This window comes from Streptomyces sp. NPDC002602, from assembly GCF_042889445.1.
In the GTDB taxonomy this organism is placed as follows: Bacteria; Actinomycetota; Actinomycetes; order Streptomycetales; family Streptomycetaceae; genus Streptomyces.
Genome location: NZ_JBIAQX010000001.1, coordinates 953021 through 978709, shown reverse-complemented (window position 1 = coordinate 978709; position 25689 = coordinate 953021). Strand labels below are relative to the sequence as shown.

17 protein-coding genes and 2 riboswitches are annotated in these 25689 nt (G+C 72.0%); of the genes, 9 read left to right on the top strand and 8 right to left on the bottom strand.

Going from position 1 to position 25689, the window contains the following annotated elements; all coding sequences use genetic code 11:
* The first annotated feature begins 335 nt into the window (after window positions 1–335).
* Complete coding sequence (locus ACFYW3_RS03940; RefSeq protein ID WP_351763323.1) at window positions 336–1751, top strand: short-chain fatty acyl-CoA regulator family protein; 1416 nt, start codon at window positions 336–338, stop codon at window positions 1749–1751.
* Window positions 1752–1907: 156 nt separating this feature from the next.
* Here the strand turns inward: ACFYW3_RS03940 and ACFYW3_RS03935 are convergent, their stop codons facing one another.
* Complete coding sequence (locus ACFYW3_RS03935; protein ID WP_389385438.1) at window positions 1908–3320, bottom strand: hypothetical protein; 1413 nt, start codon at window positions 3318–3320, stop codon at window positions 1908–1910.
* A gap of 117 nt (window positions 3321–3437) precedes the next feature.
* A riboswitch (cobalamin riboswitch) is annotated at window positions 3438–3514 on the bottom strand.
* A gap of 161 nt (window positions 3515–3675) precedes the next feature.
* Window positions 3676–3748: riboswitch (cobalamin riboswitch) on the top strand.
* A 150-nt stretch (window positions 3749–3898) separates the two neighbouring features.
* On the opposite strand from ACFYW3_RS03935, the gene ACFYW3_RS03930 reads away from it, so the two are divergent.
* The 8 genes from ACFYW3_RS03930 (at window position 3899) to xdhC (ending at window position 16528) form a co-directional block, all read left to right on the top strand.
* Window positions 3899–6706 carry a prenyltransferase/squalene oxidase repeat-containing protein gene (locus tag ACFYW3_RS03930; protein WP_389385437.1) on the top strand — a complete coding sequence of 936 codons (2808 nt, stop codon included), beginning with the start codon at window positions 3899–3901 and terminating at the stop codon, window positions 6704–6706.
* A complete protein-coding gene (locus tag ACFYW3_RS03925; RefSeq protein ID WP_389385436.1) occupies window positions 6703–7644 on the top strand; it encodes a hypothetical protein in 942 nt (313 codons plus the stop codon). The genes ACFYW3_RS03930 and ACFYW3_RS03925 overlap by 4 nt, the downstream gene beginning before the upstream one ends.
* A gap of 4 nt (window positions 7645–7648) precedes the next feature.
* Window positions 7649–8839, top strand: a complete 1191-nt coding sequence (locus ACFYW3_RS03920; RefSeq protein ID WP_389385435.1) for an energy-coupling factor transporter transmembrane component T family protein — start codon at window positions 7649–7651, stop codon at window positions 8837–8839.
* Window positions 8836–10512 carry an ABC transporter ATP-binding protein gene (locus tag ACFYW3_RS03915; RefSeq protein ID WP_389385434.1) on the top strand — a complete coding sequence of 559 codons (1677 nt, stop codon included), beginning with the start codon at window positions 8836–8838 and terminating at the stop codon, window positions 10510–10512. Before ACFYW3_RS03920 ends, ACFYW3_RS03915 begins: the two co-directional genes overlap by 4 nt.
* On the top strand, window positions 10509–11336 hold the full coding sequence (locus ACFYW3_RS03910; RefSeq protein ID WP_351762930.1) for an ECF transporter S component: 828 nt from the start codon (window positions 10509–10511) through the stop codon (window positions 11334–11336). Before ACFYW3_RS03915 ends, ACFYW3_RS03910 begins: the two co-directional genes overlap by 4 nt.
* A gap of 449 nt (window positions 11337–11785) precedes the next feature.
* Window positions 11786–13255, top strand: coding sequence for a xanthine dehydrogenase small subunit (locus ACFYW3_RS03905; RefSeq protein ID WP_389385433.1), 1470 nt, complete (start codon window positions 11786–11788; stop codon window positions 13253–13255).
* Window positions 13252–15648 (top strand): xanthine dehydrogenase molybdopterin binding subunit, encoded by a 2397-nt coding sequence (gene xdhB / locus ACFYW3_RS03900; protein WP_389385432.1) that lies wholly within the window; start codon window positions 13252–13254, stop codon window positions 15646–15648. Before ACFYW3_RS03905 ends, xdhB begins: the two co-directional genes overlap by 4 nt.
* Before the next feature lies 1 nt (window position 15649).
* Window positions 15650–16528 (top strand): xanthine dehydrogenase accessory protein XdhC, encoded by an 879-nt coding sequence (gene xdhC, locus ACFYW3_RS03895; protein ID WP_389385625.1) that lies wholly within the window; start codon window positions 15650–15652, stop codon window positions 16526–16528.
* 12 nt (window positions 16529–16540) lie between these two features.
* Here xdhC and ACFYW3_RS03890 read toward each other — a convergent pair whose 3' ends face one another.
* The 7 genes from ACFYW3_RS03890 to ACFYW3_RS03860 form a co-directional block, all read right to left on the bottom strand.
* Entirely contained in the window at window positions 16541–19354 is a 2814-nt protein-coding gene (locus tag ACFYW3_RS03890; RefSeq protein ID WP_389385624.1) for an NHLP bacteriocin export ABC transporter permease/ATPase subunit, read from the bottom strand.
* Between the two features lie 94 nt (window positions 19355–19448).
* The gene (locus tag ACFYW3_RS03885; protein WP_351762922.1) at window positions 19449–21719 is read right to left on the bottom strand and encodes an NHLP family bacteriocin export ABC transporter peptidase/permease/ATPase subunit; all 2271 of its coding nucleotides are present in this window, start codon (window positions 21717–21719) and stop codon (window positions 19449–19451) included.
* Entirely contained in the window at window positions 21716–22522 is an 807-nt protein-coding gene (locus ACFYW3_RS03880; protein ID WP_389385431.1) for an HlyD family efflux transporter periplasmic adaptor subunit, read from the bottom strand. Before ACFYW3_RS03880 ends, ACFYW3_RS03885 begins: the two co-directional genes overlap by 4 nt.
* A 118-nt stretch (window positions 22523–22640) precedes the next feature.
* Window positions 22641–22871, bottom strand: a complete 231-nt coding sequence (locus tag ACFYW3_RS03875) for a hypothetical protein (protein ID WP_053680387.1) — start codon at window positions 22869–22871, stop codon at window positions 22641–22643.
* Between the two features lie 686 nt (window positions 22872–23557).
* The gene (locus ACFYW3_RS03870) at window positions 23558–24133 is read right to left on the bottom strand and encodes a TetR/AcrR family transcriptional regulator (RefSeq protein ID WP_389385430.1); all 576 of its coding nucleotides are present in this window, start codon (window positions 24131–24133) and stop codon (window positions 23558–23560) included.
* A gap of 148 nt (window positions 24134–24281) precedes the next feature.
* Entirely contained in the window at window positions 24282–25121 is an 840-nt protein-coding gene (locus tag ACFYW3_RS03865) for an NAD(P)H-binding protein (RefSeq protein WP_389385429.1), read from the bottom strand.
* Complete coding sequence (locus ACFYW3_RS03860; protein WP_351762910.1) at window positions 25118–25543, bottom strand: nuclear transport factor 2 family protein; 426 nt, start codon at window positions 25541–25543, stop codon at window positions 25118–25120. The genes ACFYW3_RS03865 and ACFYW3_RS03860 overlap by 4 nt, the downstream gene beginning before the upstream one ends.
* Window positions 25544–25689 lie beyond the last annotated feature (146 nt).

The window sequence follows — 25689 nt, the reverse complement described above, 5'->3', positions numbered from 1 at the left end:
TGGTACTGATCCGGGCATTGGCACTCTGTGCCTGAGAAGAGGTGCGGCCGCCGAACCCTCCCGTGGGCCGGAGCTGAGCAATGCTGCCGATCTTCGGGAGCGGACTGTCACAACCACCCGACATCAGGGCGTGATTCGGGGAGCTGAGGTCCATCCCGGCTACCGGTTTCGGCTGGCCGCAGGACTGACTCTGACACTGGCACGGGGTGCCATCAAGGAGGTACATCTGCCAAGCTTTGCCAATCTTCGGAGCCGGAATTGCCAAGGTTGCGAAGCCCTCCCGGGACGGTGGCCGACGTATCCTGCCCGGGCCCGGCCAACGGTGAAGGAGTGCGGTGAGCAAGACGTACGCGGGGGCCAGACTGCGGCGGCTGCGCGAGGAGCGGCGGATGACCCAGGCAGACCTGGCCAGGGTCCTCGCGATCTCCCCCAGCTACCTCAACCAGATGGAGCACGACTCCCGCCCCCTGACGGTGCCCGTGCTGTTGCGGCTCACCGAGGCCTTCGGGGTCGACCCGGGCTTCTTCTCCGAACGCGACACCAGCCGGCTGGTGGCCGATCTGCGCGAGGCCCTCGCCCAGCAGGTCGCCGAGGCCCGCGTCTCCCCCTCCGATCTGGCGGAGCTGGCCACCCGGATGCCTGCCGTCGCCTCGGTCCTTCTCGACCTTGGCCGGCGGAGCCAGTTGCTGGCCGAGCGGCTGGCCGACGCCGCCGATGGCCGGGACTCGCCGGCGGAGGCTCCGCGCTCACCCCACGAGGAGATCCGCGAGTTCTTCTACCGGCGTCGGAACTACCTCCACGACACCGATCTCGCCGCGGAGGCGCTGGCCCGCGAGATCGGCATCCGGCCCGGGGACGTCGTCCACGCCCTCACCCGTCACCTCTCCGAGCGGCACTCGATCAGGACGACCACGGACTCCGACCGGCTGCACCACTACGATCCCTCCACCCGGGTCCTGCACCTGTCCAGCCGGCTGCGCCCGGGGCAGCAGGCGTTCCGCATGGCCACCCAGCTCGCCCTGATCGAGTACGGGGACGAACTGGACCGGCTGGCCGCCGAGGACTTCCCCGTCGGGTCCCCCGCCCACGCGCTGGCCCGGATCGGCATCGCCAACTACCACGCCGCCGCGCTGATCCTCCCGTACACGACGTTCCACGCGGCGGCCGAGGAGTTCCGTTACGACATCGAGCGGCTCACGGACCATTTCGGTCTCGGCCACGAGACCGTCTGCCACCGGCTCAGCACCCTCCAACGCCCCAGGCTGCGCGGGGTTCCCTTCTCCTTCGTCCGGGTGGACCGGGCCGGAAACATGTCCAAGCGGCAGTCCGCCACCGGATTCCACTTCTCCCGCGCAGGCGGCACCTGCCCGCTCTGGAACGTCTACGAGGCCTTCGCCGCCCCCGGCCGCATCCACGTCCAGGTCGCCGCCATGCCCGACGGACAGCGCCACCTGTGGACCGCCCGGGCCGTCACCCGTCACCGCGGCGGATGGGGCGACCCCGGCAAGACCTTCGCCATCGGCCTCGGTTGCGAGATCCGGCACGCCTCCCGCCTGGTCTACGCCGACGGCCTGGACCTCGACAACGCGGCGGCCGCCACCCCCATCGGCATGGGCTGCCGCCTCTGCGAACGCCTCGACTGCCCGCAGCGCGCCGTGCCTCCGCTGGGCCGGCCCCTTGCCGTCGACGAGAACAGCAGCACCTTCGTTCCCTACCCGGTCACGGGCGCACCCCCGTCCGCCCGCGGCTGACGAGAGGGCACGGCGGATCGTCGCAAGCGGTCGATCACCCGCTCCAGGACCAACCAGGCTCCGGGAGATCGGCGAACCCGGACAGGCCGTCGGCCGGCCCGGGCGGTCTGACAGCGGGTGCGGACCCCGTGCGCGGGGTCCGCACCCGCCGGCGGATCAGGCGCCCCAGCGCAGGGCGATCGTGTCGCCCACGTTGATCACCTTGTTGCGGGCGGCGCCGGCGAAGGCGGAGCCGTCGACGCCGACCTTCCAGGTGTTGGAGCCGCTGTTGGCCTTGCCGTTGACGTGGGTGATCGTGCCGGTGCCCGAGGAGGGGGTCACACTCGTGACGCATCCCGACGGGGTGGCCGCGGTGGTCGCGGCGTTCAGGACGTCACCGAGGGTGGTGGTCGTACCGGTCGGGGTGAAGGCGACCGAACAGACCTTGAGGTTGCCCGCGCCGTCGTCGACGGTCAGCGCCAGCTTGGTGGCGGTGCCCGCGGTGAAGGTGGACTGGGCGACCCACTGCGGGGCCCCCGGGGTGACCGGGACCGGCGGGGCCGAGGTGAATCCGCCACCGGCGACGGCGCGCAGCGCGTCGATGGACGCGTAGGCGGAGGGGGTGGTGTCTGCCGGCTTGTACTTGAAGCCGCCCGCCGGGTTGTACTGGTTGGCGATCAGGAAGTCGATCGGGGTCTTGCCGTTGGCGGTGAGGAAGTCACCGGTCTGCGGGTTGATGCCGCAGGCGTTGAGGCCGGCGACGCCCCAGCCGTTGGAGCTGGTGTTGACCCCGTACATGGAGTTGAAGGCACCGGAGTTGGCGACGAGCGTGCTCTTGAGGAAGTTCCTCGCCTGCACCACGTCCGTGTCGGTGGAGGGGACCCCGGAGACGCAGAGGGCGGCCAGGGCGGCGCCGGTCATGTCGACGTCGCTCGCGGAGCTCAGGACCGTGGGGTTGCCCTCGGCCTTGTTGTAGGTCCAGCCGCCGTCCACGTGCTGGTTGGCGCGGATGCGGGTGACCATGGAGTCGGTCAGCGCCTGCGGGACGCGGGCGCCGCCGGCCTGCGTCTTGGCCCCGCCGAGCGAAAGGGCCGCGAAGACGGTGCCGTTGAAGTTGCCGGACGGGCCGAAGTAGCCGGCCTCCGCCGTCTGCCAGTAGGAGTAGACGTTCGCGACGAGGTTGCGCGAGGCGGAGACGCGGGCCGGGTCGATGCCGGCGGCGTACGCGTTGAGGGTGCCGCGCTCGAAGTCGGTGACGACCGGGGAGCCGGACGGCCATCCCGCGGTGGACAGCAGGTTGCGGTAGACGGTGCGGGCGTTCTTCGTGGTGTCGCCACCGGGCGCGACGTCCACGACGGCCGTGCCGGCGGCCGCGAGGGCGCTGAACGCCCACTCGTTGGACAGCCCGGAACCCGCGTACGAACCGTCCGCCGCCTGAAGGGACTTGAGGTAGGCGACACCGTTCGTCTTGGACGTGGCGATCTGCGCGGGACTGGACGTCGCGAACGCGGGCAGCGCCGTGAGGGCGAGGGCGCCGAGCGCGGCGGGCACCGCGAGCGTGAGGCGACGGAACGTGCGGGGACCGGACATGGCCTGCTCCTGGAATGAGGGACGCCGGCCTGACCGGAACTCCTGCGGGCGGGCAGCCCGGAGCGCGGTGGCGGCCGTCCGAACGCGTGGTACGGCTGGTGAATCGCTGTGTCGTATGGGCATTCGGGCTCGGAAGCGGCCCCCTGCCGTTCCACACCGCTGCGCGTCAGCCCCGGATTCGCACCGGGTTCCCCCACTTGGCAGCCCAGGACGCTACCCGAGTGATCAAGGGTCCGCCAGCCGGCGGTCACGGGCTCGGATCGCAGGGGAGCGGACCCGAACCGCCTGAGACGCGGACCACCTTGACGGCGTCTTTGTCCGCGTGCTCCAATCCGGCTGATAAGCACTCAGCCCCAGGGGAAGCCGGTCGGAATCCGGCGCTGACCCGCAACCGTAGGCCCGGCACCACCGGGCGAGCCGGAATGCCTGGAGCCAAGTTTTCAGCGAGAAGCGCCGTCGAGGACTACGGCGTGGTTCGAATGGCCTCCCCTCGCCCCACGGCGGCAGGCGGCGCCCACGGCGCCCGGCGGAGGTCCTTCGCCACGCACTGGTCCGCCCGGCCGACCCGAGGGGCCGTCGTGGGGACCGCAGAACAACCAGAGCAACGCGCGAGGAACAAGAGGCTGTTGTCGCTCCTGTCGGCGGCGCTGTTGACCTTCGCGGCGAGCGTGGCCTTCGTCGGCGGGACGGCGCCCGCCTCGGCCGACCCGATCGAGGGGTGCACGGCCACCACCGGCGCGATCGTCGCCGTGGACTTCGGCCCCTTCGGCGGCAAGGTCGAACGGGGTTGTGACACCACCCCCACCACCGGCTACGAGCTGCTGCACACGGGCGGATTCACCACCGAGGGCACCGGCCACGACGGCCCCGCCTTCATCTGCCGCATCGGCAACGGATCCTTCAACTCCGGTACGCAGTACCCCACTCGGGACAAGGAGGACTGCGTCCTCACCCCGCAGGCCACCGCCTACTGGTCCTACTGGGTCGCCGCGCCGGGCCAGAAGAACTGGACCTACAGCTCGCTCGGCGCGATGTCGCGCACGCCGAAACCCGGTGACGTGGACGCCTGGGTGTTCGGTGGCACGGACATCGGCGGCTCCTCGGGCAAGCCCACCTTCACCCCCGACGACGTGCGGGCCGGCGGGGGTGTCCCCTCGCCGGACCCGACCGGGCCCTCCACCCCGCCCACCGGTCCGGGAGCGGTCGACCTGCCGGCCGCCACCCGCTGGCTCACCGGGAAGCTGACGAACGGGGAGCGCGTCGTCGACGAGGGCGCGACCACCGCGAACCACTTCCTCACCACCGAGGTCGTCTTCGCCCTGGCCGCCGGCGACCGGGAGAGCCCGGTGGCCCGCAAGGCCGCCGACTTCCTGGCCACGCCCGCGCAGACGGACGCGTACGCCTACCCCGCGGGCAAGGACGGGATCCCCGACGCCACCGCCGCCGCGCGGCTCGCGCTCGTCGCGGAGGCCACCGGCAGGGATCCCCGCGCCTTCGGCGGCCATGACCTGCTCGGGGACCTCGTGAAGTACGTGTGCCCGAGGAACATCGGCGACGGCGAGACGATCGACGGCTGCCTCACCAAGGGCGACTTCCGCACCACGGGCCAGTCCGACGCCCAGGCCATGGCCGTCATCGCGCTGCTGAACGGCGGTGTCACTCCCCCGGTCGACGCGGTGAACCGGCTGACCGGCCTCCAGTGCGAGGACGGCGGCTTCACCTCCATCCTGATCCGCGCCGGCGGCTGGTGCGACAGTGACGCGACCTCCACCGGTCTGATCGCGCTGGCCCTCAAGCGGGCCGGCGGACACGACGCCGCCGTCGAGAAGGCGCGGGACCACCTCAAGAAGTCCCGGCTGGCGAGCGGCGCCTGGCCCTCCGCCTCCTACGGGACGACCGGCAGCCCGAGTTCCACCGCCTGGGCCGCCCAGGCCCTGCGCGCGCTCGGCGACGCGAACCCCGCGGACGCGGGCCTGGCCTGGCTCTCCAAGCACCAGTTCAGCGAGGGCGGCTTCGGCTTCGAGGAGGACGACACCGAGTCGCGCCTGTTCGCCACGGCCCCCGTCGTCGTCGCCGGCGCCAAGAGCGACCTGGTGACACTGACCACCAAGAAGCCCGACCCGAAGCCCACGGACCCCAAGCCCACCGACCCGAAGCCCACGGACCCGACCCCGACCATCGCGCCGGGCGACGGGCCGAACATCAAGAAGGGCGTGGCGTACATCACCGACCCCACCCGGCTGATCCAGGGCCGGTTCTACGACGGCTCGCCCGGCGCGAGGTTCGCCGACTACGGCATGACCATCGACGGTGCCTACGCCCTGGCGGCCACCGGCGGGGACAACGCCACACTCCGCGACATCGTCGACTTCTTCGACAAGGGCGGCAAGGACGGCCAGAACCGCGGCATCCACGACTGGACCCTCGTCGGCACCAAGCGCGCGGGCGGCGGCTCCATCGGGAAGGTGGCCCTGCTCGCCCAGGCCGTGGGTCGCGACCCCCGGAACTTCGGTGGCCAGGACCTGATCGGCGCACTCGCCAAGATCACCTGCAAGGCGAAGACCACCACGCCCAAGGAGTGCGCGGCGAAGGGCAACTACACCTACGCCAACTCCGTCTTCAAGCAGTCGCTCGGCATCATGGCGCAGGTCCGCGCCGGTGAGACGGCCGCCGCGGCCGAGCCGATCGCGTACCTCAAGACCCTCCAACAGCCCTCCGGCGGCTGGGTCAGCCTGATCGGCGAGCCCAGCAACACCGAGGTCGACTCCACCGCCATGGCCGCCATGACCCTGGACCGGCTGCCGGACGCCGACTCGCAGCGGGCCGTGGACAAGGCCCTGGCCTGGCTCGCGGCGCAGCAGAAGGCGGACGGCGGATTCCAGGGCGCCTCCGGTAACTCCGTCAACTCCTGCGCCCTCGCCATTCAGGGGCTCTCGCTGGACGCCACCAAGTACGGCGCCCAGATCGCCAAGGCCCGCAGGTTCCTGGCGACCCAGCAGAACGCCGACGGTGGCTTCAACGTCATCAAGGACGACCCGTCCGGTTCCGACATGCGTGCCTCCACCCAGGCCATCAGCGGCACCACCGGCATCTCCTTCGCCACCCTCGCCCGCAGCCTCGACGGCACCAGCGGCCGGCCCGTCCCCGTGATCACGTCCCCGTCGCCCGGGGGTGCCGGTGGCACGCCGGTCATCGTGACCCCCGGCGAGAGCGCGGGTGCCTCGGGCGGCGGCGCTCTCGCGCAGGGCGGTTCGGGTGGCCGCCTCGCGTCCACCGGCCTCCAGGTCGGAGCGCTCGCGGGCGCCGCGGCCGTGCTGACGCTCGCCGGTTGGCGGCTCGTGGCCTTGTCCCGTACCCGTCGTGACCTGGCGGAGGCGGACCGATGAGCTTGCGCGTCACACGCGTCCTCGCCCGCGCGGCGGCCGCCCTGGGGCTGACGGTGGCGGCCTTCGCGGCCACCGCGGCCCCGGCCGGGGCCGCCCCGCAGCCCATGGGCCAGTGCACGACCTCCTCCGGAGTCGTCCTCGCCGTGGACTTCAGCCACTGGGGAGGGCCCGTGTACCGATCCTGCGGGACGACGCCCACCACCGGCTACGAACTCCTCAACCAGGGCGGCTGGGCCACCACCGGCACCGGCCACGACGGCCCCGCCTTCATCTGCCGCATCGGCTACAGCGGGCACCAGGGCGGGAAGCAGTACCCGACGCCGCAGCAGGACGACTGCGTCCTGACCCCGCCCGCCTCCGCCTACTGGTCGTACTGGCACGCGGACCCGGGCCAGAACACCTGGGACTACAGCCAACTCGGCGCCATGCTCTACAAGCCGAGGCCCGGCAGCGTCGACCTGTGGGTCTTCGGGAGCACGAACATCGAGGGGACCGAGGGCAAGCCGAACGTCACCCCGGACCAACTGCGCGCCAAGAACGCCCGGCCGACGGGCGGCGCCGAGCCGGCGCCCCGGGACACCCGCACCGCGGCCCCGCTCCCGCCGAACGTGGACACCGGACCGAAGCCGGGGAACCCGCCCCCCGCCACCCCGCCGCCCGCGACGACGCCGCCGCCCGCCCCCACGGCCTCGGGAAGCCCGTCGGCCTCGCCGAGTCCCCCCGTGAGCGTCCCGCCGACGCCCACCACCCCACCGACGACCGGCGCCCCTCCCGTGGCCGCCCCCGCGCCCGGGCCCGAGGTCGTCGACGCGGCGCCCGCCGCCGACGCGAAGCACGACGCGGGCTCGTACCTGCCCGCCGTCGGCGCCGGGGCGCTGGTGCTGCTGATCGGCGCCGCCGCCGTGTTCGCCGCCAAGCGCCGCCGTCGTACGGAGTAGCCGCGTGTCACGCACCACCACCGCGACCGCGGCGGCCGGGCCGCCCGCGTCCGGCCCCGCGCCGGACGCGGGCGGCCGCCGGCTGCCCCGCACCCTGCACCCCGTCGCCTGGTGGATCTGGGCGCTCGCCCTCGCCACCGCCGTCAGTCGCACCAACAACCCGCTGCTGCTGTTCCTCGTCCTCGCTGTCCTCGGCCACGTCATCACCATGCGCCGCACCGAGGCCCCCTGGGCGCGCGGCTTCAAGTACTACCTCTACCTCGCGCTCACCGTCGTCACGATCAGGGTGCTCTTCCGCGCGATCTTCGCCACCGGCATCACCCCCCGGGACCACTTCCTCTTCTCGCTGCCGCACATCCCGACCCCCGACTGGTACGCGGGCATCCGACTCGGCGGGCCCGTCTCGCTGGAGGCGCTGCTGTCCGCCGCGACCGACGGGCTGCGACTCGCCTGCATGCTGTGCTGCATCGGCGCCGCCAACACCCTCGCCAACCCGAAACGGGCCTTGCGGATCCTGCCCGGTGCCCTCTACGAACTCGGCGTCGCCGTCACCGTGTCGATCAGCGTCGCCCCCCAACTGGTGCAGAGCGTCCAGCGGGTGCACCGGGCCAAGCGGCTGCGGGCCGGCCGCGCAAAGGGCCTCAGGGCCCTGCGCGGCATCATCGTGCCCGTCCTCGAAGACGCCCTGGAACGTTCGCTGCGCCTGGCCGCCGCCATGGACTCCCGCGGCTACGGGCGGGCCGGCACCGCCACCCGCCGCTCCCGCCGCGCGACCGGCGCCCTCATGCTCCTCGGCATGTGCGGTCTGTGCGCCGGGGCCTACGGGCTCCTCGACGCCACCGCGCCGCAACTGCTCGGACTCCCCGCGATGGGCGCGGGCGCCCTCCTGTGCTTCGCGGGCCTGCGTCTCGGGGGCCGACGCATCACCCGTACGTCCTACCGCCCCGATCCCTGGCGCCTCGCCGAGTGGGCCGTCGCGGGCTGCGGGGTCCTCTCCGCCGTCCTGCTGTTCACCAACGTCGGCTTCAACGCTGCCGAGCTGAACCCCTCGATCTATCCGCTCAGTTGGCCGACCCTGCCGCTCGTCCCCACTGCGGCGATCCTCCTCGCGGGAGCCGCCGGCTTCCTGGCCCCGCCCCCGAGCCCGCCCGCCCGCCCGGCCGTTCCCGCACAGCGCACCGAGGAATCCAAGTGATCACCTTCGACCAGGTCACCGTCCAGTACGAGGACACGAGCGATCCGATCCTTCGGGACGTGGACCTGACCGTGGAGGAGGGTGAACTCTGCCTCGTCGTCGGCCACACCGGCGTCGGCAAGTCCACGCTCCTGGGCGCCGTCAACGGCCTCGTGCCGCACTTCACCGGCGGCACCCTCTTCGGTCGCGTCCTGGTCGACGGCCGGAACACGGCGGACCACCCCCCGCGCGAACTCGCCGACGTCGTGGGCGTCGTGGGACAGGATCCGCTCGACGGCTTCGTGACCGATACCGTCGAAGAGGAACTCGCCTACGCGATGGAACAGTTGGCCGTCCCCCCGGCCACCATGCGCAAGCGCGTGGAAGAGACCCTCGACCTCCTGGGCCTCGCCGACCTGCGTCACCGCGCCCTGCACGAGCTCTCGGGCGGGCAGCAACAGCGCGTCGCCATCGGCTCGGTCCTCACGGCCCATCCGCGCGTCCTCGTCCTGGACGAGCCGACCTCCGCACTGGACCCGACGGCCGCCGAGGAGGTCCTGGCCGCCGTCACCCGCCTGGTCCACGACCTCGGCGTCACCGTGCTCCTCGCCGAACACCGCCTGGAGCGCGTCGTCCAGTACGCCGACCGCGTCATCCACCTCCCCGGGAACGGCCGTGTCGTCTCCGGAACGCCCGCCGAGGTCTTCCGAACCTCGTCCATCGCCCCGCCCATCGTGGAACTGGGCCGCGCGGCGGGCTGGACCCCGCTGCCCCTGTCGATCCGCGACGCCCGCCGCGCCGCCGCGCCCTTGCGCAGGTCCCTGGCGGACACCGCACCCCCGCCGGCGCGGCCCACCTCACCCGAAGACCGTACGGAGCTCCTCGTCGCGGGCGGTGTCACCGTCACCTACCACGGCGTCCCCGCCGTCCGGGAGGTGGGCCTGACCCTGCACGGCGGGGAGATCACCGCCCTCATGGGTCGCAACGGGTCCGGCAAGTCCTCCCTGTTGTGGGCGCTCCAGGGGTCCGGGCCGCGCAAGGCCGGCTCCGTGGCCGTCGCCGCGCCCGGCGGAAAGGCCCAGGACCCGCGGAAGCTCTCCGCCTCACAGGCCCGGCAACTGGTCGGCCTGGTCCCCCAGACCCCCACCGACCTGCTGTACCTGGAATCCGTCAAGCAGGAACTCGACCAGGCCGACACCGAATCCGAGGTCGCCGCCGACGGGATCCCGGCGCGCGCCATCCTGGACCGGCTGGCGCCCGGCATCCCGGACTCCAGCCACCCCCGTGACCTCTCCGAGGGGCAGAAGCTGGCGCTCGTCCTGGCGATCCAACTGACCGCGGCACCCCGGGTGCTGCTCCTCGACGAGCCGACCCGCGGGCTCGACTACCGCGCCAAGGGCGAGTTGATCCGCATCGTCGACGATCTGGCCGCGGAGGGCCGCGCCGTGGTGATCTCCACACACGACGTGGAGTTCGTCGCGCGCGCCGCCGACCGGGTCGTGGTCATGGCCGAAGGCGACATCGTCGCCGACGGCCCCACCTCCGAGGTCATCGTCGCCTCCCCCGTCTTCGCCCCCCAGACCGCGAAGATCCTGGCCCCGCTGCCCTTCCTCACCGTGGAGCAACTGAGCGCCGTACTGCCAGCCGTACTGCCCGCCGCACCGCCCACCGACGGAACGGACCCGGCCTCGTGAGCACGTACACCGCGGCCATCCGCATTCGCGCCCGGGCCGGGATCGTCATCGGCATGGCCGCCTTCCTCGGGATCGTCGCGTTCTTCTGGCCGTTCCTCGTCGCGCCGGGGAAGTTCGGCTCGAACTACGCACCGCCGCTGATCTTCGGTGTGCTGCTCGTCGTGGTGCTGTGCGTGGTGATCTCCGAGATCGCCGAGGGCGGCATCAACTCCAAGGCCCTGGCCATGCTCGGGGTCCTGTCGGCCGTGAACGCCGCGATCCGTCCCCTCGGCGCGGGCACCGCCGGCATCGAGACGGTCTTCTTCATCCTCGTCCTCGCCGGGCGCGTCTACGGACCGGGCTTCGGCTTCACCCTCGGCTGCACCTCGCTCTTCGCCTCCGCGCTGATCACCGGCGGGGTCGGGCCGTGGATGCCGTACCAGATGTTCGGCTGCGCCTTCGTCGGGATGCTCGCCGGGTTCCTCCCGAAGGCGACCGGCCGCCGCGAGGTCGGCCTGCTGGCCGCCTACGGTTCGGTCTCCGGGTACCTCTTCGGCTTCCTCCTCAACCTGTCCTTCTGGCCCTTCTCCCTCGACCCCAACAGCTCCCTCGCCTACCTGCCCGGGCTCCCCTTCACCGAGCAGTTCCACCGCTACCTCGCCTTCGACCTCGCCACCTCCCTCGGCTGGGACACCGGCCGCGCCGTCACCAACTTCGTCTGTGTCTGTCTCGCCGGCCCGGCCGTCCTCACGGTCTTCCGTCGCGCCGCCCGCAAGGCCCGCTTCCAGGCTCCGATCCGCTTCCACCCCCAGAGCCCTCCGGGCACACCGCCTGCCCGGGTGTGAGGGGTGGCGTGTCACCGGCCGCGGGTCCGGCGAGGACCCGGCTGGAGTCGTGTACGAGAGCCTCCCCCGCGAAGTGGCCGGCCTTCGTACGATCAACCGGGATGGGGCTTGACCGGTGAACCTGCGGCAACGTAACTTCGACCGCACCCGCTCACGAGCCACTGGAAGGAGGCGAAGTCGGATGTCGACCATCTCCGCGATGCTTCGCCTCGCCCACCAGATCGCCTGGGCTCCGGGTCGCGTGGCACACGGCTGCTGAACGGCCCTTCCTTAGCCGGCGTGCCCGATCGCGGCCCCGGCACCTTCTCCTGCCCTTCACCCTTCACGGCACCTCGCTGCGTGCCGATGCGTCGCGCTCGGGTTCATCGGGCCGCGCCACTGAACGAGAAAGCACCCCACATGGCGACCAGGACCATCACATCGACCGTGCGCCGGAACGAGGACGTGCCATGGTAGCGGCGCGCGTCACGGTCAACGGAAAAGAAGCGCCGATCGCGCCGTGCGCACCCCACACCACGGTGCTGGACTTCCTGCGCGAACGCGGCCTCACCGGCACCAAGGAGGGCTGCGCCGAGGGTGAATGCGGCGCCTGTTCGGTCCTCGTGGCGCGGCCCGGGGTGAACATGCCGACGGACTGGGTGGCGGTCAACGCCTGCCTGGTCCCGGTGGCGGCGCTCGACGGCCAGGAGGTCGTCACCTCCGAGGGTCTCGCCACCGCCGGCGCCCCCGGCACACCGGCCGCGTTGCACCCCGTACAGGAGGAGATGGCCGTCCGCGGCGGCTCCCAATGCGGTTACTGCACACCGGGGTTCATCTGCAGCATGGCCTCCGAGTACTACCGGCCCGGCCGCTGCGCGCACACGGACTCCAACTCGGCCGGCGCCACCGATCCCGAGCACGGTCCGAACGGCTTCGATCTGCACGCGCTGAGCGGGAACCTGTGCCGCTGCACCGGCTACCGCCCGATCCGCGACGCCGCGTTCGCCGTCGGATCGCCCGCCGAGGACGACGTGTTGGCGCGGCGTCGAGAGGAGTCCCCGCCCGAACCGGTCGCCACCGCGTACGCGCACGGCGACAGCGTGTTCCTGCGGCCGGGCACCCTGCCCGAAGCGCTGCGGCTGCTGCGCGAGCGGCCCGAGGCCGTGGTCGTCGCCGGCAGCACCGACTGGGGCGTGGAGGTCAACATCCGCTCGCGCCGCGCGACTTGCGTGATCGCCGTCGATCGGCTGCCCGAACTGAGGGAACTGCGCGTCGAATCCGGCCATGTGGAGATCGGGGCGGCGCGGACTCTCACCGAGATCGAACGCCACCTCGACGGCAGCGTCCCGCTGTTGGCGGACCTGTTCCCGCAGTTCGCGTCCCGGCTCATCCGCAACGGCGCGACCCTCGGCGGCAACCTGGGTAACGGCTCCCCCATCGGTGACAGCCCGCCCGTCCTGCTCGCGCTGGAGGCATCGCTGGTGCTCGCCGACGCCGACGGCGAGCGCGAGGTGCCCCTCTGCGACTACTTCACCGGCTACCGGCAGAGCGTGCGCCGTCCCGACGAGCTGATCCGCGCGGTGCGCATCCCGCTGCCGCTGTCACGGGTCACGGCCTTCCACAAGATCGCCAAGCGGCGTTTCGACGACATCTCCAGTGTGGCGGTCGCCTTCGCGCTCGACATCGAGGGCGGGATCGTCCGCAAGGCGCGCATCGGTCTGGGCGGCGTGGCCGCCACCCCGATCCGCGCGCTGGCCACCGAGGCCGCCCTGGAGGGCAGGCCGTGGGTGGCGGAGACCGTCGAGGCCGCGTCCCGGGTGCTGCGCGCCCAGGGCACCCCGATGGACGATCACCGTGCCAGCGCGGGCTACCGCTCCGCGATGCTCGGCCAGAGCCTGTTGAAGCTGTACGCGCGAACCACCGAGGCGGTGTCGTCATGAGCCAGTTGTCCGAGCGTCCCGAGAAGTCCGTCGTCGGCGTCTCCATGCCGCACGAGAGCGCCAACCTGCACGTCACGGGGGCCGCGCTCTACACCGACGACCTGATCCATCGCACCAAGGACGTCCTGCACGCCCATCCCGTCCAGGTCATGAAGGCCCACGGCAGGATCACCGCGCTGCGCACCGAACCCGCGCTCGCCGTGCCCGGTGTGGTCCGCGTGCTGACCGTCGCGGACGTACCCGGCGTCAACGATGCCGGGATGAAGCACGACGAGCCGCTCTTTCCCGACGAGGTCATGTTCCACGGCCACGCGGTGGCGTGGGTGCTCGGTGAGACCCTGGAGGCCGCCCGGCTCGGTGCGGCGGCCGTCGAGGTGGAACTCGACGAGAAGCCCTCCGTGATCTCGCTGCGGGACGCGATCGGGGCCGGCAGTTTCCACGGCGCCCGGCCGGTGATGCTGACCGGGGACGTCGACGCGGGTTTCGCCGACTCCGCCCATGTGTTCACCGGGGAGTTCCTGTTCTCCGATCAGGAACACTTCTATCTGGAGACGCACGCGGCGCTGGCCCACCTCGACGAGAACGGGCAGATGTTCGTCCAGAGCAGCACCCAACATCCCTCGGAGACGCAGGAGATCGTCGCGCACGTGCTCGGCCTGCACAGCCACGAGGTGACCGTGCAGTGCCTGCGGATGGGTGGCGGTTTCGGCGGCAAGGAGATGCAGCCGCACGGGTTCGCGGCGATCGCCGCGCTCGGCGCCCTGCTGACCGGTCGCCCGGTGCGGGTGCGGCTCAACCGGACCCAGGATCTGACCATGTCCGGCAAGCGCCACGGGTTCCACGCCGAGTGGAAGATCGGATTCGACGCCGAGGGCCGCATCCAGGCCCTGGACGCCACCCTGACGGCGGACGGCGGCTGGAGCCTGGACCTGTCCGAGCCGGTCGTGGCCCGCGCCCTGTGCCACATCGACAACACCTACTGGATTCCCCACGCACGCGTCGTCGGTCGCATCGCCAAGACCAACAAGGTCTCGAACACCGCCTTCCGCGGGTTCGGCGGACCGCAGGGCATGCTGGTGATCGAGGACATCATGGGCCGGTGCGCGCCGCTGCTCGGCCTGGATCCGATGGAGTTGCGCGAACGCAACTTCTACCGGCAGGGCCATTCGACGCCGTACGGGCAGCCCGTGCCCCACCCCGAACGCATCTCGATCGTCTGGGAGCAGGTCAAGGCCGACGCGAGGATCGCCGATCGCAGGCGGGAGATCGAGGCCTTCAACGCCGCGCACCCGCACACCAAGCGGGCCCTCGCGCTCACCGGGATCAAGTTCGGGATCTCGTTCAACCTCACGGCCTTCAACCAGGCCGGCGCCCTGGTGCTGGTCTACAAGGACGGCTCGGTCCTGATCAACCACGGCGGCACCGAGATGGGGCAGGGCCTGCACACCAAGATGTTGCAGGTCGCCGCGACCACGCTGGGCATTCCCCTGCACAAGGTCCGGCTGGCCCCCACGCGCACCGACAAGGTGCCCAACACCTCCGCCACGGCCGCAAGTGCCGGGGCGGACCTCAACGGTGCGGCGGTGAAGAACGCCTGCGAGCAGATCCGCGAGCGGCTGCTCCGGGTCGCCGGCACCCGACTGGGGGCGAACGCCTCGGACGTGCGGATCGTCGAGGGCGTCGCGCGCGTCCTCGGCAGCGACAAGGAGCTGGCCTGGGACGAGCTGGTGCGCACCGCGTACTTCCAGCGGGTCCAGTTGTCGGCGGCCGGGTTCTACCGGACCGAGGGGCTGCACTGGGACGCGAAGGCCTTCCAGGGCTCGCCGTTCAAGTACTTCTCCTACGGCGCCGCCGCGGCCGAGGTGGAGGTGGACGGCTTCACGGGCGGGTACCGGATCCGGCGCGTGGACATCGTGCACGATGTCGGCGACAGCCTCTCCCCGATGATCGACATCGGTCAGGTCGAGGGCGGTTTCGTGCAGGGCGCGGGCTGGCTGACGCTTGAGGACATGCGATGGGACACCGGTGACGGGCCGAACCGCGGCCGGCTGCTGACCCAGGCGGCGAGCACCTACAAGCTGCCGAGCTTCTCGGAGATGCCCGAGGAGTTCAACGTCAGGCTGCTGGAGAACGCCACCGAGGAGGGCGCGGTCTACGGGTCCAAGGCGGTGGGTGAGCCCCCGCTGATGCTGGCCTTCTCGGTACGGGAGGCGTTGCGGCAGGCCGCCGCGGCGTTCGGTCCCGCCGGGGTCTGCGTGGAGCTCGCCTCGCCCGCGACACCCGAGGCGGTGTACTGGGCGATCGAGGCGGCCCGCGGGGGCGGTGCGCGGCAGGACGGTCACCCGGCCGCCGGCGAAGTCCCCTCCGAGGCCGGCACTCTGAGCCATGCCTGACATGAGCTGGGTGGCCGCCGTCGCGCGGTTGCGGGCCCGCCGGGAACCCGGCGTGCTCGTGACCGTCGCGACCGTGCGCGGCCACGCGCCCCGCCGGGCCGGTGCCAAACTCGTCGTGGGACGGGCCGAGACGTGGGGTTCGATCGGCGGCGGCAACATCGAGGCCGTCGCCATCGACCGGGCGCGCGAGCTGTGCGGTACGGCCGATCCCGAGCCGGAGCTGATGGAGTTCGCGCTCAACGACAAGGTCACCGGCCCGCACGGCGTGCAGTGCTGCGGCGGAGCCGTCACCGTGCTGCTCGAACCGCTGCCGGTGGTCCGGGCGGTGGCGGTCTTCGGCGTCGGCCACGTCGGCTTGGAGCTGGCCCGCATCCTGGCCCGGCAGAACCTCGACCTGTACCTGATCGACACCCGGCCCGACATGCTCACCGACGAGCGGCTCGGCGTGCTCGCGGACGCGATGGCGCGGATCCACGTGCGTCACACACCGCTCCTTCCGGAAGAGGTGCTCGCGGAGCTGCCGACCGGCACCCACGTCCTGATCATGACCCACGATCACGCCGAGGACGCCGCGCTGTGCGACGCCGCCCTGCGCACCGCGGGTCTCGGGTCGATCGGCCTGATCGGCTCGTCCGCGAAATGGGCACGGTTCAGGCAGCGCCTGGCCGACGAGGGCGGCCACGACGCCGCCGGCATCGACCGGATCAAGACCCCGATCGGAATCACCGGGATCACCGGCAAGGAACCCGCGACGATCGCGGTGAGCGTCGCGGCGGACCTGCTCCGGGCCTTCGAACAGGACCGCGAACAAGACCCGGAACAGGGCCGTGAACAGCACCGCGAACAGGCGGCGCCGTACGCGATCGCCGGCGGCCCCTGAGGGGGCCCGTCATCACAACTGTCGACGGACCAGGTCGTGGAAGAGGCCGGTCGTGTCGGCGAGCAGTTCGGCGGGCGGGCCCTGCTGGGCGATGCGGCCGTCCGCCATGGCGATCACCCGGTCGGCTCCCATGATCGTGGAGAGCCGGTGGGCGATCACGACGCGGGTGGCGCGCAGGGCTCGGGTGGACTCGACGACCACGCGCTGGGCCTCGTTGTCCAGCGCGCTGGTGGCCTCGTCGAAGAAGAGGACGCGCGGCTTGCGGATGAGCGCCTGGGCGATCATCAGTCGTTGGCGCTGGCCTCCCGAGACGGTGCCGCCGCCGTCGGACAGCATGGTGTGCATGCCCATCGGCATGGCCTTGATGTCCTGCGCCAGGCCCGCCATGGCGGCGGCCTCCCACGCCTCTTCGAGCGAGAACGTGCCGGCGCCGCGGATGCAGTCGAGGATCGAGCCGGTGAAGGGTTGGGCGTTCTGCAACACGACGCCGCACTGCCGGCGTACGGCCGTCTGGTCGAGCGCCGCCAGGTCCTGGCCGTCGTACAGCACGCTGCCGGAGTCGGGCTTGTCGAAGCCGATGAGCAGTCGCAGCAGCGTCGACTTGCCGCAGCCGCTGGCCCCGACGATCGCGACGAACTCTCCTTGCCCGATGCGGAAGTTGACGTTGTCGAGGACGAGTGGTCCGTCGTCGGCGTAGCGGTACGACAGGTCCCTGGCCTCGATGGCGCCGGTCAGCTCGCCCGGTCGGGTACTGGACCGGACCACCTCGGGGGTCTCCCGAAGCAGCGGCTTGACCTGCTCGAACATCGGCAGCACGGCAGCGGCCGAGATGAGGGCTCCGGTCAGCTGCGTCACCGAGGACAACAGCATCGTCAGTGCGGTGCTGAAGGTGAGGAACTCGCCGGCGGACATGGCGCCGCGGGCCGGTCCGGCCAGCAACATGAACATCATCAGTGTGCACAGCGGCAGGTAGACGGCGCCCAGGACCGTGATGACGTTCTGTATCCGGCCGATGCGCTGCTGGAGGTCGCGGGTACGGGCGAACTCCCGCGCCCAGGCGGCGTACGCGAAGCTCTCGGCCGCGGCGACACGGAGTTTGGGCAGGCCGCGCAGGGTCTGGAAGGCCTGGTTGTTGAGCCGGTAGCCGAGCGCGATCAGCCGGCGTTGGTAGCGCAACTGCCACAGCCCCAGGCCCAGGAAGACCCCCGCGACGACGACCAGCATGGCGAGCGCCACCATCGCCAGCGGCACGCTGTAGACGAGCAGCAGTACGAGGTTCATCGCGCCGACGGCGCCCGCCTGTACGCAGACCGGTCCGATGCCGGACAGCACGCGGCGGATGGCGCTGATGCCCATCGCGGCTCCGGCCAGTTCGCCCGTGGAGCGGCCGGCGAAGAACTTCGTCGGCAACCGCAGCAGCCGGTCCCACACCGCCGGCTGCAAGGTGGCCTCGACGCGGCCCTCCATGCGCAGGAGGGAGGTGTTCTGCAGCAGCATGAAGGCGGCCGAGACGATGCCGGTCGCGAGCAGCGCCAGCCCGGTCTGCACGATGAGGCCGTTCTCGCCCTGCGGGACGTAGCGGCCGAGGACCCGGCCGGTGGCGATCGGCACCAGTGCGCCCAGGGCCACCGCGACCAGGCCGCCCAGGAGGAGGCTGCGCAGCTCCGGGAGGGTGCCGCGCACGCTGAACCGGAGCAGCGCCGGCAGGCCCACCCGCCCGTCGGGCAGCGGGCGGTACAGCATGACGGCGCGCGGCTCGAAGACGGCCTCGTTCGTCGTGCCGACGCGCTCGCGCGTGCCGGTCGCGGGGTCGACGGCCTCGTAGCCGCCGCGCCGCCACAGCAGGGCGACCGGCGTTCCGTCCTTCTCGCGCCGGCCCACCAGCGGCCCGGTGTTCTCCCGCCACCAGCGCCCGCCGAGCCGGACCACGCGGGTGCGGATCCGGGAGGCGAGCGCGATGCTCTCGACGGGATCCACCTGCCCGGCCGTGCCGCCGGGCTCGCCCGGTTCGGACAGGGTGATGCGGGCCGCGTCGGCGACCAGCCGGCACACGGCGAACGTCGCGTCGACACCCGCGCCGCCGCGGGAATCGCGGCCGGAGCGGACGATGGACGCGAGCAGTGTCCGGTCCGCCTGGCTGCTGGCCGCCCGGCCCGCCTCGATTCCGGCCGCCGTACGGTCCTCGTGCGCGCGCTCCAGCTCTTCGATCCAGCCGTCCAGGGCGTACAGCAGCCGGTACTGCTGGTCGACCATGCCCTGCCACATCGCCGCGTCGACGAGGAGGGTGCCCACCGCCTCCGCCTCGTACACGGCCCCGTATCGGACGCTGCCCGGGGTGATCTGCATCCAGAGGATGTCGTCGTCGGCCCCGCCGTGTTCGGCGGGTGCGCCGCCGTCCAACGGTGCCTGGTAGAGCACGCGCAGGCCGCGGCCGATGCCGCGCGTGAAGGCGTCCTCCAGGGGGCTCGGTCGCCCTGCGGCGGGCACGCCGTACTGCCCTTGATCGGCGTACCACGGCCCGCCGTGGACCCCCTCCCCTGGGAACTGGTCGCCGTACTCGGGTCGGTACAGCTCCCGCAGTTCGATGCGCCGCAGCAGGCATCCCTGGAGGGGACGGCCGACCAGGGTGTGGTCGGGGCCCTCGGCCGGGCCCAGCAGCAGGGTGCCCGGCTCCAGCCGGCCCAGGAAGTGCCAGTGTCCGGCCTGCGCGGCGTCGACGGCGAACAGGTCCAACGCGCCCCGCACGACCAGCCACAGGACGAGCGGGCCCTCCAGGGACAGGCTGCGCAGGCCCGTGCAGTCGACCGGCGAGCCCAGGGCGCCCAGTGCCGCGACGACCGGGTCCGGGGCCCCGCCCGGGTGGCCGGCGGCGACGGCGCCGGAAGCGGCGTCCGTGACGGTGTGATGGGCGTGCGTCACCTCAGTGCTCCTTGACCAGTTCGGCGTACGGGCCCCGCGCGGCCACCAGGTGCTCGTGCCGGCCGCGTTCCACGATCGCGCCGCGGTCGAGCACGACGATCTCGTCGCTGTCGCGGACCGTGCTCAGCCGGTGGGCGATGACCACACAGGCGCAGCCGCGGCGGCGCAGGTTGTCGATGATGACCTGCTCGGTCGCCGCGTCCAGGGCGCTGGTCACCTCGTCGAGCACCATGACGCTGGGGCGGCGCACCAGCGCCCGGGCGATCTCCAGGCGCTGGCGCTGACCGCCGGAGAAGTTGCGACCGTCCTGCTCGACGCGACTGTGGATGCCGCCGGGGCGGCGGGCGACCACGTCGTGCACGGCGGCGTCCTGGAGGGCCACGACGACGGCCTCGTCGGGGATGGAGGGGTCCCACAGCGTGACGTTGTCGCGGACGGTGCCTTCGAAGAGGAAGACGTCCTGGTCGACGAAGGAGACGGAGGCGGCCAGCGCGCCGCGCGGGATGTCCTCCAGCCGCATGCCGTCGATGCGGATGGCCCCCTCCCAGGGCGTGTGGAGGCCGGAGATCAGCCGGGAGACGGTGGACTTGCCGCTGCCGGAGCCGCCGACGAGCGCGACCTGTTGCCCGGGACCGACCGAGAGCGAGAAGTCCGTGAGCAGCGGGGCGTCCAGGGGGCTGTAGCCGAAGGTGACGTGCTCCAGCTCCACATGGCCCTTGAGGCGTCGGGTACCGGCGGCGGGCTCGCGCCGCGAGTGGACCGGGTCGACGGGAAAGTTCTCGACGTCCTTGAGGCGGGCGACGTCGGCCGCGAAGTCCTGGATCCTTCCCGCGACGCCGCCCAGCCGGGAGATCGGCGCGGTAAAGCTGGTCACCAGGGCCTGGAAGGCGACGAGGAGACCCACGGTGAGGTGCCCCTCCGCCGCCCGCAGGCCGCCGATCATCAGGATCAGCGCGCTGTTGAACGCCGCCAGCGTGGGTGCGACGAGCGCGAGCCACGCGCTGGGCACGCCGAGCCGCTGCTGCACGTCGAGGGTGACGGCGTGCTGTCCGGCCCAGCGCCGGAAGAAACCGTTCTCGCCGCCCGTGGCCTTCATGGTCTCGATGAGTTGGAGACCGCTGTACGAGGTGTTGGTCAGCCGGGCGCTCTCGGCGCGCAGCTTCTGGGTGTCGGTGGCCCTCAGCCGGATCACGATCCGCAGGGCCACCACGTTGAGCAGCGCCACGGCCACGCCGACGAGGGTGAGCTGCGGATCGTACGTCCACAGCAGCACCGCGTAGATCACGACCACCACGGCGTCCACGCCCGCGGCGGCCAGGTCCCTGGCGAGGGTTTCGGCGACCGTGTCGTTGGATTGCAGGCGCTGGACCAGGTCCGCCGGGTTGCGCTGGGAGTAGAAGGTGACCGGAAGCCTCAGGAGGTGCCGGAAGAAGCGGGCACCTCCCAGGGTGGAGGAGATGACGCGCCCGCGCAGCAGGTTGGCCTGTTGCAGCGCGGTGAGTGTCGCGGTGAGCACGAGGGCGACGGCCATCGAGGCGAACAGCACCCCCAGCAGGGACGTCTGCTCCCCGATCAGGAACATGTCGATGTACGTGCGGCTCAGCGCCGGCACCGAGGCACCGACGGCCACCAGGAGGAGGCTGGAGAGCACGGCGGCGGCCATGGTTCCCGAAGTGCCCCGCAGGCGGGCCGGCATGGCGCCCAGGACGCCCGGCTTGCGGCCGCCGCGGCGGAAGCCGTCGCCGGGTTCGAAGGTGAGCACGACACCGGTGAAGCTGGTGTCGAACTCGTCCAGGGGGACGAACCGGCGGCCCTTGCCGGGGTCGTTGACGTACACGCCCTTGCGGCCGAACCGGCGGCTCATGCCGTCGTAGACGACGTAGTGGTTGAACTCCCAGAAGAGGATGGCCGGGCCGCTGACCTCGGCGAGCGCGGCCAGGCCCATCTGCATGCCCTTGGCCGTCAGCCCGTAACCGCGGGCGGCCTTGAGGAGGTTGCCGGCGCGGGAGCCGTCGCGCGAGACGCCGCACGCGATGCGCAGTTCCTCCAGGGGGACGAAGCGGCCGTGGTGCCCGAGGACCATGGCCAGTGCGGCGGCGCCGCACTCCACCGCCTCCATCTGCAGCACGGTGGGGGTGCGTACCGGGCGGGGCGTCCGGCCCTTGGGCGCCGGTTCGGGCCTGCGGCGGGTGCCGCCCTTGGGCTCGGGGCGGTGCCGTCGGTGTCCGGACGAGGGGAGTCGCGGCGGGGTGCCGGTCCGCGGCGCGGTCACGGCAGCAGCCAGTCGACGGGCCGTTGCACGGCGAGGTGGACGGCGCCGGTGACCGGTGTCCTCGACGGGACCTCGTCCGGGGGGCCGTCCCCGGAGGACCAGCGGTAGCCGGACTCGGTCGAGGTGGAGGGGTCCAGTTGTACGAGTACCGCGATCGGGTTGCCGTCGCGGGTGAACTGTTCGGCCAGCCCTCCGTCGCCCAGGAAGCCGCCGATCCGCGCCGTGGTCTGGGGCGCGCGGCCGACCGCCTTGACGCGGCCGCGCAGCGTGCCGAACCGCTCCTTCGGGACGGACTGGACGGTCAGGTCCACGCTCGCGCCGACCGGGATCGCCGAGGCGCTGCCGCCGGGCACGTACAGCACGGCCACCAGCGGGTCCTGCTGGTTCTTCACCCGTTCCACGGTCGCCACGTCCGCACCGGTGGAGACGACCGAGCCCACCTTGGCGACGAGTGTCGCCACGCGGCCGCCCGTCACCACGCGCACGGGGCGGTCGCCCTGGGCCGTACGGACGTTGATCAGGGGCGCGCCGGCGGGCAGCAGCCGGCCCTCCTCCGCGAGGACCGCGGTGACCTGTCCCGCGACCGGGGTCTGCAGTACGTAACTGCCCTCGGCATGGGTGAGGATGCCGGGTGCGCTCAGCTTGGAGAACACGCTGCCGGTGAAGGCCCAGAAACTCGCGGCGGCCATGACGATGACCGTGACGACCAGGACGAGCCGGCCCTGCGGGCGCGCGAAGCGTACGGGCAAGTCGAGTTCTTCGGGCGATTGCAGCTTGGAAAGAGCCTTTTGGCGAAACTGCACGGACTATTCCTTCGACTGCATTCGTGGCGGCCTGGCGTATCGGTCGGGCGGGGGCACGCGGGCAGCCGTGAACCCCGGAGCCGTGGGGGACGCTCCGGGGTTCACGGGGATATCCCGATCAGAGACCGGCGATACCGGTGTTCACCGAAACGCCGGTGACGCCCGTGACGACGCCGGGGACCTGCGACACGATGCCCGTCGCGGCCTGAACGGTGTTCAGGGAGCCCAGGACGTTGCTGACGTCGCTGGTCACGGCGCCGACCAGGCCACCGGACACGCCGATGATGCCACCGGAGACGGCGTCCAGCTCGGTGTCGGCGATCTCACGGGTCTCGATGTCGTTACGCATGGCGCGCACCTTTCATTGGGGGGAGGAATTCATTCACGCGGAGGCGGAGCGGCCCGAAACCGGGCCACCCATTTCGACTGCCGCAATGCGCAAGATGTAAGCACGCGAACGGGTCACCGGACCAATCCCGTTGACACCCCATCACGGGTGGACGCGCACCTGCGACTACTGAAGTGCAGCTTGATTCACCGAATGGTGACGGCTTCTCCACAAGATCGAGTAACAGATGTGGGGCTTCCCTTCCTTACACGGAACCAACCAACACGAAACCACCACAAACGGACGGGACATTCCGGTCATATCGCCGAGCGGGGAGGTGAGTTGTCGCAGTCGCGCACAGGATGTGCAGGTTTCCGTAAGGCGCGTGGGGTGACGGGGTCGTCACGCCCGGTGTGCGTGGGTACGGGTGGCGGCGCGGCGCCTCGGCCCGAGGGGAGCGGCGCGGCGTCCGGCGGGGACGGCGAGGCGTCGGGGGCGGGTGGCGAGGCGTCCGGCGGGGGGGGCGGTGCGGCGGCCGGGGTAGGCGACGAGGCGTCCAGCGGGGACAACGAGGCGTCCGGGGAAGGCGACGTGGCGTCCGGCGGGCGCAGTGAGGCGTCCGGGGAAGGCGACAAGGCGTCCGGCGGGCGGCGCGGGAAGTCGTCCGGCCTCGGCCGGGCGGGCTGGGCGACCTCGATCGGGCGGGCTCAGCCGGCGCCGAGGACCTTGTCGATGTACGCCGCGAGCGAGGACCGCAGGCCTTCCGCGTCCACCCCACGCTCGTCGATCAGGTGGGCCACGAGGTCGGCGCGGATGGCGGCCAGCAGTGCGTGGGCGGTGAAATCCGCGTCGTCGACGCCGGGCACCTCATCGAGCGCCGTGCGAAGGACCTCGTGCCACCAGCCGTAGTGCTCGGCCTGGTAGGGGCTGCTGAGGCCGGCGTCCTCCGCGGCCGCCATCAGGTTCCGGTTCTCGATCTTGAAGCGCAGCGAGGCGTCGAGAAGGTCCGACACCCGCTGTCGCGGCGAGGACCCGGGCGCGTCCATCGCCTCCCGCACGGCGTGCCGGAGGGGTTCGAGGCGGGAGGCGATCACGGCGCCGATCAGGCCCGCGCGGTCGCCGAAGCGGCGGAAGAGGGTGCCCTTGCCGACGCCCGCCGCCGCGGCGATGTCGTCCATCGACACGCTCTGCGGGCTGCCGCTGGCGGCGAAGAGGGCGTCGGCCGCCGCCAGGACGGCTTCTCGGTTGCGCAGGGCGTCCGCGCGTTCCGTGCGCTGGGCCACGGCTCCTCCTTGGTCTTCCGCCCGTCACCGACGGTCCGCGCCGCCGGGATGCGGCGGGTCGGTTCGTGACGTCATCGGGCCAGTCGAAGATACGCGTTCCCGCGCGCCGACGCCGATCCCGCCGGGGCGGCACGGGAGCGGCTCCCCCTCAGGCGATCTCCCTCTCGACGAAGGCGCGGAAGGTGCCCGGAGGGCGGCCGGTGAGGCGTTCGACGGTGTCCGTGGTGCGGTCCTCCGCGCCGTCGGCGATGGCGCGGTCCATCGCGGCCAGCATGGTGGCGAACTCCGGCGGGATCTCGGCCGCCCAGCGGTCGCGCAGTTGCTCGAACGTCAGATGCCGGTGCACGACGCTCCGGCCGGTGGACTCGGTGAGGATCGCGGCGACGTCGTCGTGGCTCAACGTCTGCGGACCGGTCAGGATCAGGTCGGTGTCGGGGGCCTTCTCGTCGACCAGGGCCCGTACGGCGACGGCGGCGATGTCCCGCGCGTCGACGAAGCCGATGCGGCCGGCGCCCGATGCCGTCGAGATGGCACCTTCCTCACGGATGCCGCGGGCGTGCGGGGTGGATCCGGTGAAGTTCTGCATGAACCAGGAGGGCCGCAGCACCGCCCACTCGTCGAACAGGCCGGGCAGCGCCTGATGGACCTGCCCCACCGCGGGACCGCCCGCCGGGATCGCCGACGCACCGAGCAGCACCGCGCGCCGCACCCCGGCGGCACGGGCCTCGTGGAGGAAGGGCAGCATGACCGCGGCCGGCTCGGAGGAGCCGACGGGCGGGACGAGGTAGACGCGGTCGACCCCGCGCAGGGCCTCGCCCCAGGTAGCGGGCTCGTTCCAGTCGAAGCGGACGGCCTGGGCGCCGTCCACCGGGGCGGCGGTGCGCCCGGCCGCCTTGACGTGGTGACCTTCGGCGAGGAGACCGGCGGTGACGCGGCGGCCGGTGGTGCCGGTGGCGCCGATGACCAGGGTGGCGTTGGGGTCGCTCATCGCCCGGCTCCCGTGAAGTCGGCGCCGGGCTCCTGCACGGCGAGGGGGTTCCAGTAGTCGCGGTAGGAGGTCATGAGGCCGTTCCTGACCGTGACGACGGCGATGTAGGTCATGTCGAAGGGGCCTCCCGTCTTGACCAGGCGGCCCACGCCGCGCATCTCGACCACGATCGTCTCGGGGACGGCGGTCTCGTGGACCGTCACCTCGGGGAAGTCGTGGAGGTCGATGTGGTCCGGGTAGTGGCGCATGTAGTCCGCGATGGCCCGGCGCCCTTCCAACCGAGCGGGCCAACCCGGCGGTGCGAAGGGGAACTCCAGAGTCCCGTCTTCGTCCCACAGGGCCACCCAGGCGGGGATGTCCTTCTCCAGCAGCAATCGCAGACCGTGACGGTAGAGCTCCGCAGGAGCCATGGGGAGGGTCATGTCCGAGGTTTCCGTTCCGCTTGAAACGGACCGGCGGTCCGCTTACGGCAAAGATACGGACCGTCGGTCCGTTTCGCAAGGGCGTTGCGCCGTGTACGGGGGGTCCGCGCGCCGCCCCGCGGGGCGGCGCGCGGACCCCCCGTACA

Excerpts from the sequence above, each read along its gene's own strand:
- xdhB (WP_389385432.1), top strand. The coding sequence starts at position 13,252 with ATGAGCCAGTTGTCCGAGCGTCCCGAGAAGTCCGTCGTCGGCGTCTCC.
- ACFYW3_RS03865 (WP_389385429.1), bottom strand. The coding sequence starts at position 25,121 with ATGAGCGACCCCAACGCCACCCTGGTCATCGGCGCCACCGGCACCACC.
- ACFYW3_RS03860 (WP_351762910.1), bottom strand. The coding sequence starts at position 25,543 with ATGACCCTCCCCATGGCTCCTGCGGAGCTCTACCGTCACGGTCTGCGA.
- ACFYW3_RS03875 (WP_053680387.1), bottom strand. The coding sequence starts at position 22,871 with ATGCGTAACGACATCGAGACCCGTGAGATCGCCGACACCGAGCTGGAC.
- xdhC (WP_389385625.1), top strand. The coding sequence starts at position 15,650 with ATGAGCTGGGTGGCCGCCGTCGCGCGGTTGCGGGCCCGCCGGGAACCC.
- ACFYW3_RS03905 (WP_389385433.1), top strand. The coding sequence starts at position 11,786 with ATGGTAGCGGCGCGCGTCACGGTCAACGGAAAAGAAGCGCCGATCGCG.
- ACFYW3_RS03935 (WP_389385438.1), bottom strand. The coding sequence starts at position 3,320 with ATGTCCGGTCCCCGCACGTTCCGTCGCCTCACGCTCGCGGTGCCCGCC.
- ACFYW3_RS03925 (WP_389385436.1), top strand. The coding sequence starts at position 6,703 with ATGAGCTTGCGCGTCACACGCGTCCTCGCCCGCGCGGCGGCCGCCCTG.